Raw genomic sequence first — 14,264 nt, forward strand, 5'->3', positions numbered from 1 at the left:
TTCAGCGCTCCCTAACTCTCCTCTATCAACGCCCGTTCCTCCAACCAAATCTCCTGAACAAACTGGTCTTTAATCGCATAAATCCCATGCCCGCGCCGCATGATGATGTTCTACGCCACCAGTGCAATCACCACCGGTTGAATCTCTTCAACCCGCACCTCGCGGCCGACCATTTTTGAATATTCAACGGCTGCATCAATAGAGAATATCCCTCGGGCATCCCCTTCGGTTGCGGCGATTTTGTTGAAAATCGCCTGAGCCAGGCTGCCCAGTTGCTCGACTTTTTCAAGCTCAATCTTCGCTGCCGCCGAGCGTAATGTGCTGGCAATCACGGGGAGGAAAAGGTCGGGATCACCCTCCTGCTGCAACAGTTGGCGCAGGGCCTTTAGCATTTCCTCAGGTCGATTCCCCAAGGTGGTGAATGCTTCGATGGCGACTTCGAGCGAAGGGAGTTTTTCTTTCTTTACCGTCATCGCCAGACAATTGAGCAGAAACTCAACGTAATCACCTTTTAGCAGCGGATACGCTGCTGACGTGGCGCCGGAAAAGGCTTGATTGCGTTTGGCGGTCAGCTCACTCACTTGTGCCCGGTGGGAACCGGTGCCAATAAAGAGGAAATACCCTGGCGTGTTCGGGCGTGGATTGATCGCATCACGTGCAGCCTTGAGGGCCAATAGCAGCTGATTCCCGTCATTAGAGGAAATGGCGTGTTGCACTTCGTCGATGATCAGCACCAGATCGGTCTTCGCTTGGTCGACCACCTCTGTCAGTGCTTGAGCCAATGTCGGGCCGTCTGCGTTACCGACGCTGTCGAGTTTGAATCCTGCTGCGCCGAGGTCAACGTTGCTGACGCGCTTGAGCATCTCCAGTGCCGACGAGCCTGGGGTTTGTAGTTCTTTCAGGGTTTTGTAGTTGGCGTTGTGCACGAGCGTTGCCGGGTTGGCCAGCGTGTCACTCCAGAGGTCGACATAGATCACCAGGGCGCCTGCTGCTTCCAGGGCTGGGATCAGGTCATTTCTCAGAACAGTCGTTTTACCCGTGCGGCGCAAGCCAGACAGAAAAGGCCTGAACGCAAGCCTTCATCAAGCACGCCTGGGTTGAGAAGCTGGTTCGCCATCGATTCAGCCAATTCAGGACGCTGAAATATGCTGCTCGTGCAATTATCCCTTTTTATGGATACGCCATAATTATTGCCAGCTCATAATTAGCATCAAGCTCAAAAAATGGACTTCTGGTACAGCACATAGCAATTTCAGAGGCTTTGAAGGGGGGCGTCAGAGGTGAGGAATATAGATCCCCAGAAACAACAAAGCCCCCACATTTCTGTGGAGGCTTTGTTTTGTATGGTGCCGGCACCAGGAGTCGAACCCGGGACCTACTGATTACAAGTCAGTTGCTCTACCAACTGAGCTATACCGGCGTGTTAGGGCGACGATTATAGCGATTGGAAAGGTTCTGTAAACCCCTGAATTCTGACTATTTTTGCAAAAACCTAGGTTTCTTGCGATTAGCGCGTTTTCCGCACGGTGTCGTGGCGTGGAAAGCCATCCCTTTGGCGTCAGGCCACGTAACGCGTGCACCTGCGTGATAAGGCGCCCCAACGAGGTTTTCCGATCGCATAAATCATCAAAAAACACTCCCTAAAGTTCGCTTTATACGCTTAACACCAGATGCTTATGCACAATCGGTTAGTAACAGCGGTCACCAAACCGCTATTTTGTGCAGCCGTTCTCAACACGCTGCAACTGCCTGTTTTGTGTGCGTTTTATTTTGTGAACAAAAAATGACCAGCATGGCTTTTGGCGTCTAGCGCTGATAACTACAGGCTCTGTAAAGATTCCATCAACAGAGTTATCCACAGGGCGCGTGTATGAAATTTTGCCCCTTAATCGCGCTGGGCCAGCACCATCAGGTTGCGTGGGGTGAGGGCTGGTTCGCAGAAGCTGCCGACTTCGACGTTGTAGCCCTGTTCGGTCAGAAACAGAGCGCGGTCCAGCACCAGCCATATTTCCAGAGGGCGTCGAAACAAACCCCTTACCAACTCCAGGTTTCGCACTTCGGCCAGGCGCTGCCAGCCGTGGGCTTCGAGCGCCGGCCAGTCTTGTTCACCTGTGGATAAATTCTTGAGGTTTGCCAGCTCACGGCAGTAGTCGGCGAAGGATTTATCCAGCCAACTGGCGGGCAGGGAGGGCGTCGGCAGGTAGTCGTTGCAGCCGCGCAGTTGCCGTTGTAGTCGATCAAAGCCCAGGCGCCGCGCCATGGAGGTGTCCCGTTGCTGGCGCACGCGGTTGCCGGCGGTGACGGTTTCGCTCAGGGGTAATCCCAGATCGTCTATCGACAGGGTTAGCAGGGATGCGCGCCCGGCGCTGGACAGTGCCTGGTAGCGCTCGGCATTGATGCGGTTGTAGCAGCAGGGCGCCAGGGCCATTTGTTTGCAGCCGGCGGCACTGGCCAGTTGCAGCAGGCGCACGTGCAGGTCGCCGCAAGCGTGGAGGGCCACAGGTGTGTGTTCGGGAGCGATCGCTACGTCGGCCATCACGTCTTGCAGGCAATGGGCCGCGGGCAAGCCGTGGTGATCACTTAAGGCTTGGCCGGACGCAATCAGCGCGGGGTCATATTCCAGGCACGTCAAGCGTTGGCCGGGTTGCAGCAGGCGACGGCCGAGGTGGCCTTTGCCGGCGCACCAGTCCAGCCAGTGGGCAGGCGTTTGGGCAAAAGTCAGCGCGGCGCCGAAGGCTTCGATCTGTTGCCATTTGCGTCCGGGCACGTCGACATTCAGGCGATGGCGAGCGGGCTCAAGTGTGTGCGTGGGTAACTTATCCACAGCGCCGAGGCGCAGCGCGTGAGCGGCCAGCTGTGGAAACGGTGCTGGCGCGGGCAGGTTGTGGGGATGGTTGTGACTGGCTTCCGCGTCGGCCAACGAACGCCGACGTAGCCACTGGGATAACTCGGGATGCTCGGTTTCCCAAGGCAACTGCAACTGGGTAAAGGGCCGTGGTCGCCACAGCCCTTGGTGCTCGATCAGGAATGCATCCAGTGCCTGGAGGCGTGCCTCAACGTCCTTGGCACGCATCGACGCGCAGCCATTTTTCCAGCAGTTTGAAGCCGCGCACCAGCACGTAGGCCATCAACAGGTAGAACAGCCCGGCGGCGAAGAAAATCTCTACCGGCAGGTAGGTGCGGGCGATGATGGTTCGGGCCATGCCGGTCAGTTCCAGCAGGGTCACGGTGCTGGCCAGGGCGCTGGCCTTGAGCATCAGGATCACTTCGTTGCTGTAGGCCGGCAGGCCAATACGCGAGGCGCGTGGCAGGATGATGTAGAACAGCGTTTTCGGCTTGGACATGCCCAATGCCCGCGCGGCTTCGATCTCGCCCGGCGGAATGGCCTGGATCGCACCGCGCAGGATCTCGGCAATGTACGCGGCGGTGTGCAGGGTCATGGTGGCGGTGGCGCACCAGAACGGGTCGCGCAGGTACGGCCACATGAAGCTGTTGCGCACGGCATCGAACTGCGCCAGGCCGTAATACACCAGGAACAACTGCACCAGCAGCGGCGTGCCACGAAAGAAAAAAATGTAGCCGTAGGGCAGGGCACTCACGTACCAGCGGCGCGAAGAGCGGGCGATGCCCAGTGGGATCGCCAGCAGCAGACCGGCGATCACGGCGATTGCCACCAGCTCCAGGGTCAAGGTTGCGCCCTGGGCCAACTTCGGCAGCCACTTGATGATCACGGCCCAGTTCAAGCCCAGGTCAAAGTGCGATAGCCAGCTGTAGTCGCCGCTCATTGGGTGCTCCTTGCAAAGCCGCGGGCGGCGCGTTTTTCCAGGAAGTGCATGCTGGTCATCGCCAGTACGGTCAGGCCCAGGTACATGAACGCCGCGACCATGAAGAAGGTGAAGGGTTGCTTGGTCACGGTCACGCCGATCTGCGCGTGGCGCATGATTTCTTCCAGGCCGATCACCGACACCAGCGCGGTGTCTTTCATCAGGATCATGAACAGGTTACCCAGGCCCGGCAGGGCGATACGCCACATTTGCGGCATGATCAGTCGGGTGAAAATCCGAAACTTCGACAGCCCCAACGCCACACCGGCTTCGCGGTGGCCCTTGGGAATGGCGAGGATCGCGCCGCGAAACACTTCCGTTGCGTAAGCGCCGAAGCACAGGCCCAGGGCGATGACGCCGGCGGCGAAGGCACTCAGCGACAGGTCGGGGTTGCCGAAGAACTCACCAAGCGCACGCATCAGGTTGACGGTGCCGAAGTAAATCAGCAGCACCCACAGTAATTCGGGAATACCGCGAACGATGGTCGAATACGCACCGCCCAGCCATCGCAGCGGCTTGTACGGCGAAGTCTTGGCCAAGGCGCCGGCAAGGCCGAGCACCAGCCCGAGGCACAGGGCCGTGAGCGCCAGTTTGACGGTCATCAGCGCGCCGGCGGCGAGGGCCGGGCCGAATCCGTAGAGATCGAAATTCATGGTGTTTTCATATCGCGGCAGGCATTGCTAAAAGCCGACGCGCTCACAAGAGCGCGTCGGGCAGGCCGTTCAGATCATTCGATGCTGAACGGGAAGTACTTGTCGTTGATCTTTTTGTAGGTGCCATCTGCCTTGATCTCTGCCAGGGCTTTGTTCAGGCGCTCGCGCAGCGGGTCGCCCTTGCGTACGGCGATACCGATCTTGTCGCTTTCTACCACCGGGTCGCCTTTGAATTCATAGGCCGAACCGTCTTTGCTCTTGAGCCATTCGTACTGCACGTACTTGTCAGCCAGGATGCCGTCGAGGCGACCGGAGGTCAGGTCGAGGTAGGCGTTTTCCTGCGTGTCGTAGAGCTTGGCTTCGGTGTCCGGCAGCTTGTCTTCCAAGTAGGTACCGGCCAGCGTTGCGCGCTGTGCACCGATCACCTTGCCTTTGAGGTAAGCGGCGTCGGTCTTGAAGTCGGCCGTGGCTTTGGGCGCAATGAACTGCAACTTGTTGGAGTAGTACGGGTCGGTGAAGTCCACCGCTTGCTTGCGCTCATCGGTGATCGACAGCGAAGACACCAGGAAGTCGAACTTCTTGGCGTTCAGGGCCGGGATGATGCCGTCCCAGTCGGACACATACACTTCACACTTCTCGACTTTCATCTTGGCGCACAGGGCGTCGCCGATGTCCTTGTCAAAGCCCACCACGTTGCCGCTGGCGTCTTTATTGTTGAAGGGCGGGTAGGCCGCTTCGATGCCCATTTTCAAGGTTTCTGCCATGGCCGTGGCGCTGAACGCCATCGAGACGGCCGCGGCCAGAAGGAATTTCTTATAGGTCTGCATGCATGTTGCTCCGTTAGCGGTTGCTGGACATGAATTGTTTGCAGCGCGCCGAAAGCGGGTTTTCAAACACCTGCTGTGGCGATCCTTGCTCTTCGACCAGGCCCTGGTGCAAAAACACCACTTCGCTGGATACCTGGCGGGCGAAGCCCATTTCGTGGGTGACCAGCAGCATGGTGCGGCCTTCTTCGGCCAGTGCGCGGATCACATTAAGTACTTCCTGAACCATTTCCGGGTCAAGCGCCGACGTCGGCTCATCGAACAGGATGACTTTAGGCTGCATCGCCAAGGTACGCGCAATCGCCGCGCGTTGTTGCTGGCCGCCGGAGAGTTGCGCAGGGTAAGCATGGCGCTTGTCGGCAATACCGACCTTGGCCAGCAGGGCCTCGGCCACTTCTATGGCTTCGGCCTTGCTCTGGCCGAGCACGCGACGAGGGGCCTCGATGATGTTGTCGAGGATGCTCATGTGCGGCCACAGGTTAAAGTTTTGAAACACAAACCCGATTTCGCTGCGCAGGCGGTTGATCTGCTTGCCGTCGGCGGCCATCAGTTCGCCGTTTTTCGCGGCCTTGAGTTTGAGTTCTTCACCGGCTACCAGGATCTGACCCTGGTGCGGGTTTTCCAGCAGGTTGATGCAGCGCAGGAAGGTGGACTTGCCGGAACCGGAGGAACCCAGGATCGAGATCACATCGCCGTCGCGAGCGGTCAGCGAGATACCCTTGAGTACCTCAAGCTCACCATAGCGTTTGTGCAAGTTGCGGATTTCAAGCGCGGGCGTGGCCTGAGCCATGTGCGGTCCTCATTGTGTTCGTTGCGATCTTCGCTGTTGGGCCGCCTTCCTGGCGAGGCGCCAAGCTAGCATAGCGTTTGGATGACAGCCAACAGCGCTGCGGACGGTTAACCGATGGTCTGCGGCAGGGTGTCGCATCGGCGCAGTAGCGTGTCGCGCCATCAACAACCTACAGACGTTTGAACCGGAAAGATCCACAGGCTTCGCGTAAAAAAGGGCGCGATGGTGCCAGCTTTGGCCGGGTGTTGGAAGGGTTAACCGGGCAAACGGTCCATATCAGCCCGTTTATGGGGCGTCACGTACTTTTTGTGTGTGTTTTTGGTGCGCCGGATTGGCTCGAAGGTGAGTCGCACGGTAACGCTATAGCGGAATGATTGATTCTCAACGACTTGCGAGTGCTGATGAATTGTCCTACAGCCCGCGTCAACTGCGGCTCTGTTACATTTTGGCGCAAATCTTGCGTAAAAAATAAAGAACGCCCTGTTGGATTCTTTTCACGAGAAAGGCTGCAGGCCGGGCGAACCGTTTTCGCAATTCCTCGCAAAGGTGTGTCAATGAGTAGTACTCAAAGCTCCAATGACCTCGAACAGGGGCTCAAACCGCGGCACGTCACCATGCTGTCGATTGCCGGCGTCATCGGCGCCGGTTTGTTTGTCGGCTCCGGCCATGCGATCGCTGCCGCCGGCCCCGCCGTGCTGCTGGCCTACGCGGCGGCCGGTACGTTGGTGGTGCTGGTGATGCGGATGCTGGCCGAGATGGCTGTTGCGTCACCCGATACCGGTTCGTTCTCTACCTATGCCGATCGCGCAATCGGTCACTGGGCCGGGTTTACCATTGGTTGGTTGTACTGGTGGTTCTGGGTGCTGGTGATTCCGTTGGAGGCCAACGCGGCGGCGACCATCCTGCACGCCTGGTTCCCCGACGTGGCGATTTGGGTGTTTACCCTGGTCATTACGTTGTTGCTGACTGCAACCAACCTGTTCAGCGTGAAGAACTACGGTGAGTTCGAGTTCTGGTTTGCGTTGATCAAGGTCGTGGCGATTGTCGGTTTTGTGATCCTCGGTCTGGCCGCAATCTTCGGCTTCTTGCCCACCAGCCAGGTCAGCGGTGTTTCCCATCTGTTCGATACCCAAGGTTTCATGCCCAACGGCATGGGCGCGGTATTGGCGGCGATCCTGACCACCATGTTCTCGTTCATGGGCACCGAGATTGTCACCATTGCTGCCGCCGAATCGAAGAACCCAGGCCAGCAAATCACCAAGGCCACCAATTCGGTGATCTGGCGGATTGGTTTGTTCTACCTGCTGTCGATCTTCATCGTGGTGTCCCTGGTGCCTTGGAACGATCCGACCCTGGCTGCCGTAGGTTCCTACCAGACAGTACTTGAGCGCATGGGCATCCCGAATGCCAAGCTGATCGTCGACCTGGTGGTGCTGGTGGCTGTTACCAGTTGCCTCAACTCGGCGCTCTACACCGCCTCGCGTATGTTGTTCTCCCTCGGCCGTCGCGGTGATGCACCGGCGGTGGCCAAGCGCACTAACAAAAGTGGTACGCCATATTGGGCGGTCTTGCTGTCTACCGGTGCGGCGTTCCTGGCGGTATTTGCCAACTACGTGGCTCCGGCGGCCGTGTTCGAATTCCTGCTGGCCAGCTCCGGCGCCATTGCGTTGCTGGTGTACCTGGTGATTGCCGTGTCGCAACTGCGCATGCGCCAGAAGCGTGCGGCGGCGGGCGAGAAGATCGTGTTCAAGATGTGGTTGTTTCCTGGCCTGACGTACGCCGTGATGGTGTTTATCGTCGGTACGTTGACCATCATGCTGTTCCAGGAAGCGCACCGGGTCGAGATCATCGCGACGGGGGTGTTGAGCTTGCTGGTGGTGTTGGCGGGGTTGGTGGTGGCGAGCCGGCGCAAGGCCCAGAAGGTAGGTGCAGCAGTGTTCAACTGACGGAATGTGATGCAAATGTGGGAGGGGGCTTGCTCCCGATGGCGGTGTGTCAGTCACTTGGATGTCGACTGAGACTCTGCCATCGGGAGCAAGCCCCCTCCCACATTTTGATGCGCGTCAGTCTGTTGAGGCTGTCAACGCCTGGGATGCTGCCACGTAGTCTGCCTGGAACTGCGGCGATTCGATCCACGCCAACGCAGCGGCCTCGTCATCGCTGTCCGTCGCCCACTGCCGATACTCAATCAGCGCCGCCAGGATAAAGTCGGTCGCTTCCTCTTCGCCTTCCTGCTCCAGCACCAGCGCCAGCAGCGGGTGCGCCAGGAACACCGCGCACAGTGCCTGCTGGCTGGTCTCGCCTGCGGTGCGCATCTCGACGAACAGTTCGGTCAAGTCCACCGACTCAAGATCAATGCGGCTGTCGTCGCCGGCAAATGCATCCGGCTTGGTCGCGACGGCACGTTGGGTGCGGTTTTGCTTGGCCTTGGTCTTTGCCCGCTGGGCGCGTTTTTGCTGCTTGTTCGGCGAGGCCATGGGATCGACATCCTTGGGTTCTGAATCGGGGGTGGGGTATTGAAGCGCAGGTTGGGGCAAATCCCAAGGAAATCCGGGCGGGTTTATTCGTTCATCGCGCTCGACCGCCAGCCCATAGATCAATAGGCTACGCCTTTGTCATCTGCCAGAGCGTCTTCATGACTCGCGATGCCCTTGAGCATAACCAGATCCCCTTCTATTTTGTCGCCATCCTGCTGGCCGCTGCCTGTGGTGTGTTTGCGCCGGCACTGGCTCATGGTTTGAGTGTATTGATCACGCCTGCCATTGCGGTATTGATGTACGCGATGTTCCTGCAAATTCCTTTCCTCGATCTGCGCCAGGGTTTGGGCAATATCCGCTTTGTCTCAGCGTTGTTGCTGGCCAACTTTATTCTGGTGCCATTGCTGGTATGGGCGCTGACCCGAGGCCTGGTGGGGCATCCCGCGCTGTTGGTGGGGGCCTTGCTGGTGTTGTTGACGCCCTGTATTGATTACGTGGTGGTGTTCACCCACATCGGCAAGGGCGACTCGCGGTCGATGCTGGCGGCCACGCCGTTGTTGTTGCTGCTGCAGCTGGCACTGCTGCCGGTGTACCTGGCTTTTATGCTGGGCGAGCACTCGGGCGTGGTGGTAGAGATCGGCCCGTTTATCGAGGCATTTCTGTGGTTGATCGTGGTGCCGATGCTGCTGGCCGTGCTGACGGCCTACCTGGCGCGGCGATCATCGCTCGTCGGTAAATGGAGCGGCGCGTGGGCCTGGTTGCCGGTGCCGGCGATGGCCCTGGTGCTGTTCGTGGTGATTGGGTCGCAGATCACATCGGTGGTGCGCGACATCGACCTGTTGCTGCCGGTGCTTGCGGTCTACCTGGGTTTCGTACTGCTGGCGCCGTTGATGGGGATCCTGGCTTCGCGACTATTGGCGTTGCCTGCGCCAACTGCGCGGGCAGTGACATTCAGTGCGTCAACGCGCAACTCGCTGGTGGTACTGCCGTTGGCGCTGGCCTTGCCGGAGGACATGCGCGGGTTGGCCGCCGCGGCGGTGATCCTGCAAACCCTGATCGAGTTGGTGGCCGAGTTGGTCTACGTTCGCCTGATCCCGGCAGTGGTGTGGCCTGCAAGTCGGTAAAAGCGTGAATGTTCAGGTTCGTTCAGGCGCTATTCAGGGCTGTGGTCGGCACCATACGCCAGCGCCTCCCACCTGACAGGTCACCCGATGGATCATCGCAACCGTTTTCGCCTGGAGTCTCTGGGCCTCTTTCTGATCGCCCTGTTGTTGTTCACGTTGGGCATCTGGGACCAGCAACCCCAGGGCTTTGATGGGCGCTGGGCATTGTTCATGCAGGAAATGTTTCGCCACGGCGCAAGCTTTTTCCCCACCACCTACGGTCAGCCTTACGCGGACTACCCAGGCACTGCGACCTTCTTCAGTTTTGTGTTCGCCCGCTGGTTTGATGCGCCCAACCATCTGGCGAATGTGCTGCCCACCGCGCTTGCATCCGCCGGTGTGATTGCGCTCATGTACCGCTTGCTGGCGCCCTTCAGTCGCCCATGGGCGCTGCTGACTGTGCTGCTGACGCTGCTCACCACCCAGTTGCTCGAAAAATCCCGCTCGGTGTGCCTGGACCAGATGATCGCGCTGCTGTGTGTCGGCAGTTTCTATCTGCTGCACAGCGGGGAGCGCCTGGGCTCACGACTGAGGCAACTGGCGGTGTTCCCGTTGTTCGTCCTGGCCTTCGCCATTCGTGGCCCGCTGGGGTTGATCGAGGTCTGTGGAGTGGCGTGCGTGTATTGGGCGCTGGGCAGGCCGGGCGAGCGTGTCCGGCAAGTTTTGATCCATGGCGTTATCGGCCTGGTGCTGCTCGCGGTGTGCTGGTGGCTGCTGATGAAGCTCGCGCGGTTCAGCGGTGGTGATGCCTTTGCTGATGAAGTGTTCAAGATGCAGGTCGGCGGGCGCCTGGATGAGTCTGGTGAGCCGTTCTATTTCTACTTTCAGCTGAGTTTGTACCGCTACTTCCCGGTGGTGCCGCTGGCGTTGGCCACTCTGGTCGCGCTGCGCCATCGCTGGCCGGAGCGCTGGGCCGATGAGCAACTGCAACTGCTGGTGCGCCTCGGGGCTTGTGGCTTGATGATTCTGCTCGGCTTGTCAGTGCCGCACTTCAAGCGCGCTTATTACATCTTGCCGATGGTGCCGATGTTTGCGGCTGTCGCGGCCTACGGGCTGCTCCAGGCGCAAGGCTGGCTATTGGGCGTGCGCCGCTGTTACGAAGGGCTTGTCGCGGCGCTGCCGGCGTTGTGCGTGGTTGCGTTGTTTGTATGTCGGCACATCTGGCACAAGCAGGGTTATTGGCCGGATATTTCCCTGCCGTTGATGATGGGTGTGTTGGGGGTGCTGCAACTTGCGGCGTTGATTGCCTGGCGCCGGCCGTTGCGTTTGGTGTGGCTCAGCGTGATCGCACTGGCGGCGCAATGGTTGTTGCTGGTAGCGGTGATAGAGCCGGCCAAAGACCTGCAATTCGACACTCGACGGTTTGTCAGCCAGGTGGAGGCGCTGCGGGAATCACAGCCAGGCCCTCTGGTATTTGTCGACCTGGCCCGAGACACCTGGGCGGTGCGCTACATGATGAATCTGGATCACGATGAGCAACCACTGTTTGTCGGCCGCCACCAGCTTGAGAAGCTGAGCGCGCTACCGCGGCCATGCTGGGTGATTGTGCCGCGCAAGGAGACTGCGCTGTTGAAAGGCTCGCCGGTGGAGCAATTGGCGCCAAGCTTTGCGGGGCGGTTGAATGACAATCCGTTGATGGTGTTTTTGCTGAAGTGAGGGGGCAACCTGGCGGGCCCCCTCATAGATAAGGCTTGTCTAGCTGCTCAGGGATAAAGCCTTCTTCGCGCAGGGATTTGATAACGCCTCTGATCAAATAATTATTTGAGAACCCGATTGTGTACTGCCGTGCACCTGGACTGATGGGAAGCAGCATCCCTTGGTCGACCAGTTTTTTTATTTGATAGGTTCTTTGGGCGGCGGAGAGTGTCGGTAGAGCGTCAGCGATATCGCCCGACTTGACCACCTTCAGTTGGATCGCCGTGCTCAGAATTTTCTCTTCAAGAGGCGTTATCCATGTGCGGTCTTTCGCCAATGCAATGGTGGGGGCAAGAATTTGCTTGGTCAGGTAGCCGTAGTCAGTCAGCCTGCTGACTTTCTCTAATTCATCTCTAATGCCTGCCAGCACATACGTACACCAAGCCTCAAGGCCTTCCTTGGTGCCTGTGTCTGCGGTGGAAAGCATCGAGTAATACTTTTCGCGGTCGATACAGAAGACTGCCGTCGGATTCAGGACTCGGCCGCCAGCGCTGACGTTGAAGCCGTACTTCATCAACAGTGCGTAGGTCAGAAGGCGCACGACGCGGCCATTGCCGTTGCCAAATGGGTGGATCCAGCCAAACCGGTGGTGGGCCAGCGCGACTTTCATCAGATCGTACTTGGGGGCATCCTGCTTATTCACAAAGGCGACGAGTTCTTGCATATAGCCTGGCACCATCACCGCCTCGGGCGGGAGGTGGTCGGACTGGGCAATGCTGACCCCGGACTCGCGGTAAGCGCCTGGCGTACGATCACCTTCGCGTTGCAGTCCCTGGACGGTGATTGAGTGAAGCTCTCGAATCGCAAACTCCGTGAGATCAGCGCCGGGCTGCATGATGCTTTCGACGTAGTCCATGGCCTTTTCGATATTCGCAATTTCCCGCAACGGATCTGAAGCCTCGGCGGCCCCTTCAACTTTGCTTTCGATGTAGTCGGCCAGTGTCGTGTGGTTGCCCTCGATCCGTGCAGAGCCCAGGCTTTCAAGCGTATGAAACAGGGCTTTCAACTGGAAAAAAACAGCAGGCGGTGTATCGCCACCCAGTTGCAGGCGGCGCAGGTGTTCCAGCTCGCTCAGAACATCAACCAGGCCCGAGTCGAACGAGGGGTTCAACAGCTCCAGATCGTGATGAGCAAACTCGGGCATATGGAAAGTATCTCCAATTGATATTTTGATTATCTCGAAAGCAGGCTGATTTGATGCCCGTGGGTTAGGCATTAGGGGCCTGATGAGGCTCTACACTATCTCAAAAAATCAATTCGGATAAGTGAAAAACATCCTAAATGAAACTAGGGTCCGGTTAGCTTTGGTCAGGGTACCCAAGCTGTATCCGGACGGGAGCAAGCTATTTGCAGCGATACCCCTCAGGCATCGTCACCGTGTAATTGCGCTGCACGCGGTCCTGGAAGTTCAGGTTCTGCAGGCCCTGCTGCACCAGGAAGGCTTCGACCTTGGCCGCCTGGCAGTCTTCGTTATAGGACGATACTCGAAGCACGTACACCGCGCGCTTGCTCGCTTCATCCCGCGCGGTCGCGCGGAAGGTGGTGAGGGTGGTGTAGCCGGTGCGTTCCGAGGTGCCCACCGGGCCATAGGAGGTGTTCGGGACGCTGGTGCAGGTCAGTTGGTCGGTCTTCTTCTTGTTCTTCTTGCACTGCGTGGTAGTGCTGGTTGCCACCTGACCATAGTCGGTAGCGGTGTAGCGGTAGGTGACCTGCTTGCTTTCGACATCAAGGGTGATGGTCAACTTGATCGGTGCGTGGTTCTTGGGCAGCGTGGTGTCGGTAAAGACATTGCGAAAGCCCTGGTCCTTCATGGCGCTGACCATGTCGCGCAGGTAGTAGCGGGCATTGAGTGCGTTTTCGTCGCTGCCACCGACGGACGTCACCAGAACGGTTGCCTGGCGGTCAAATTGATAGTCCGGATCAGGTGTTGCGTAAATCGCTACGTCCATTTGCGTGGCGCATCCACTGAGCAGGGCAGTCAGCAGTAATAGCGAGCAGAGCAAGAGGCGTTTCATGAAAGGAACCTTACAGCTGTGAATTGGGTAAAGGGTGAACGATTGAAGCCAGTGAAAAACAAGCCTCAATCGCTCTGGGGCTTAGCTTAGCCTGCGCAGGATGGTGTCAGGCAAAATACGAAGGGCGCACGCACCTCGACTTCACCATCCTCAAGAACTGACGCAGGCGGAGCGGGCATTGGCGATGCGGCTGGAAGAGAAGCCTGTACGGCAGCGACAAACAGCTCGGAGCCTGAGTGACTGATCACGCGCTGACGCAGCAGGTTGCCGTGGGCATCGATGACGAATTCAATATTGACCTGGCCCTCCAGCCCCTGCGCCTGAGCGTTTGCCGGATAGAATTTGAACAGTTGTATATGGGTGATCAACTGTTGTTCCCATAACTGCTGTTCTGCCTGTTGCTCAGGGGAAGGGGTTCTTGCACAGGCGCCAAGCAGCAGGGCAAGTGCGATCCAGCAGTACTTCATAAATATCTCCTTGAATTCTTCTGCATCCTTACTCGGGAGCGCTACAGCGTACTTTAACTCCAGGCTCTTGGAAGGCTCACCTGCTTGGCACCCAGCTCTGGTTGATCCAGAGCCCATCAAATCGCAGGCAATAAAAAACCCCAAGGAATCATCTTCGCTTGGGGTTTTTCGGTATTAGTGGTGCCCAGAGACGGAATCGAACCGCCGACACGGGGATTTTCAATCCCCTGCTCTACCGACTGAGCTATCTGGGCAACGGGGCGCATTAAACTGGTTTTTCAGGGGGTCGTCAAGCAAGTTTTCAAAAAATATTTAATTATTACCGTCGCTTACGTGCCGACCCCGGTTTTTGATCA

The 14,264-nt window shown here is 58.2% G+C and carries 12 protein-coding genes, 2 tRNA genes and 1 pseudogene; 3 read left to right on the forward strand and 12 right to left on the reverse strand.

From position 1 onward, the window contains the following. Nucleotides 1–11: 11 nt before the first annotated feature. The 7 genes and pseudogenes from TX23_RS12505 to TX23_RS12535 form a co-directional block, all read right to left on the reverse strand. A pseudogene (locus tag TX23_RS12505) lies at nucleotides 12–1,117 on the reverse strand (AAA family ATPase). A 227-nt stretch (nucleotides 1,118–1,344) separates the two neighbouring features. Beyond that, nucleotides 1,345–1,420, reverse strand: a tRNA-Thr gene (locus TX23_RS12510). Between the two features lie 465 nt (nucleotides 1,421–1,885). Next, nucleotides 1,886–3,073 carry a methyltransferase gene (locus TX23_RS12515; RefSeq protein WP_057702433.1) on the reverse strand — a complete coding sequence of 396 codons (1,188 nt, stop codon included), beginning with the start codon at nucleotides 3,071–3,073 and terminating at the stop codon, nucleotides 1,886–1,888. Then, nucleotides 3,054–3,743, reverse strand: a complete 690-nt coding sequence (locus TX23_RS12520) for an ABC transporter permease (protein ID WP_032803763.1) — start codon at nucleotides 3,741–3,743, stop codon at nucleotides 3,054–3,056. The genes TX23_RS12515 and TX23_RS12520 overlap by 20 nt, the downstream gene beginning before the upstream one ends. 38 nt (nucleotides 3,744–3,781) lie before the next feature. Next, nucleotides 3,782–4,477 carry an ABC transporter permease gene (locus tag TX23_RS12525; RefSeq protein ID WP_057702434.1) on the reverse strand — a complete coding sequence of 232 codons (696 nt, stop codon included), beginning with the start codon at nucleotides 4,475–4,477 and terminating at the stop codon, nucleotides 3,782–3,784. A gap of 74 nt (nucleotides 4,478–4,551) precedes the next feature. Next, entirely contained in the window at nucleotides 4,552–5,304 is a 753-nt protein-coding gene (locus tag TX23_RS12530) for an ABC transporter substrate-binding protein (RefSeq protein WP_005783892.1), read from the reverse strand. Between the two features lie 13 nt (nucleotides 5,305–5,317). Continuing rightward, nucleotides 5,318–6,091, reverse strand: coding sequence for an ABC transporter ATP-binding protein (locus tag TX23_RS12535; protein ID WP_003187760.1), 774 nt, complete (start codon nucleotides 6,089–6,091; stop codon nucleotides 5,318–5,320). Between the two features lie 554 nt (nucleotides 6,092–6,645). Here TX23_RS12535 and gabP point away from each other — a divergent pair. Next, entirely contained in the window at nucleotides 6,646–8,037 is a 1,392-nt protein-coding gene (gene gabP, locus TX23_RS12540; RefSeq protein ID WP_057702435.1) for a GABA permease, read from the forward strand. Between the two features lie 117 nt (nucleotides 8,038–8,154). On the opposite strand, the gene TX23_RS12545 is transcribed toward gabP, so the two are convergent. Continuing rightward, nucleotides 8,155–8,568, reverse strand: coding sequence for a hypothetical protein (locus TX23_RS12545; RefSeq protein ID WP_057702436.1), 414 nt, complete (start codon nucleotides 8,566–8,568; stop codon nucleotides 8,155–8,157). A 158-nt stretch (nucleotides 8,569–8,726) separates the two neighbouring features. On the opposite strand from TX23_RS12545, the gene TX23_RS12550 reads away from it, so the two are divergent. Next, a complete protein-coding gene (locus TX23_RS12550) occupies nucleotides 8,727–9,692 on the forward strand; it encodes an arsenic resistance protein (protein ID WP_057702437.1) in 966 nt (321 codons plus the stop codon). Between the two features lie 87 nt (nucleotides 9,693–9,779). Further along, a complete protein-coding gene (locus TX23_RS12555) occupies nucleotides 9,780–11,387 on the forward strand; it encodes a hypothetical protein (protein ID WP_057702438.1) in 1,608 nt (535 codons plus the stop codon). A 22-nt stretch (nucleotides 11,388–11,409) separates the two neighbouring features. Here TX23_RS12555 and TX23_RS12560 read toward each other — a convergent pair whose 3' ends face one another. From TX23_RS12560 to TX23_RS12575, 4 genes are all read right to left on the reverse strand, one after another. After that, nucleotides 11,410–12,570 (reverse strand): Fic family protein, encoded by a 1,161-nt coding sequence (locus TX23_RS12560; RefSeq protein ID WP_057702439.1) that lies wholly within the window; start codon nucleotides 12,568–12,570, stop codon nucleotides 11,410–11,412. A 199-nt stretch (nucleotides 12,571–12,769) separates the two neighbouring features. After that, nucleotides 12,770–13,441: a hypothetical protein gene (locus TX23_RS12565; RefSeq protein ID WP_057702440.1), complete on the reverse strand. Its 672-nt coding sequence runs from the start codon at nucleotides 13,439–13,441 to the stop codon at nucleotides 12,770–12,772. Nucleotides 13,442–13,527: 86 nt separating this feature from the next. Beyond that, nucleotides 13,528–14,052, reverse strand: coding sequence for an energy transducer TonB (locus tag TX23_RS12570; RefSeq protein WP_244885952.1), 525 nt, complete (start codon nucleotides 14,050–14,052; stop codon nucleotides 13,528–13,530). Between the two features lie 34 nt (nucleotides 14,053–14,086). Next, nucleotides 14,087–14,162, reverse strand: a tRNA-Phe gene (locus TX23_RS12575). Nucleotides 14,163–14,264 lie beyond the last annotated feature (102 nt).

The sequence above is a fragment of the Pseudomonas paralactis genome (assembly GCF_001439735.1).
Taxonomy (GTDB): domain Bacteria; phylum Pseudomonadota; class Gammaproteobacteria; order Pseudomonadales; family Pseudomonadaceae; genus Aquipseudomonas; species Aquipseudomonas paralactis.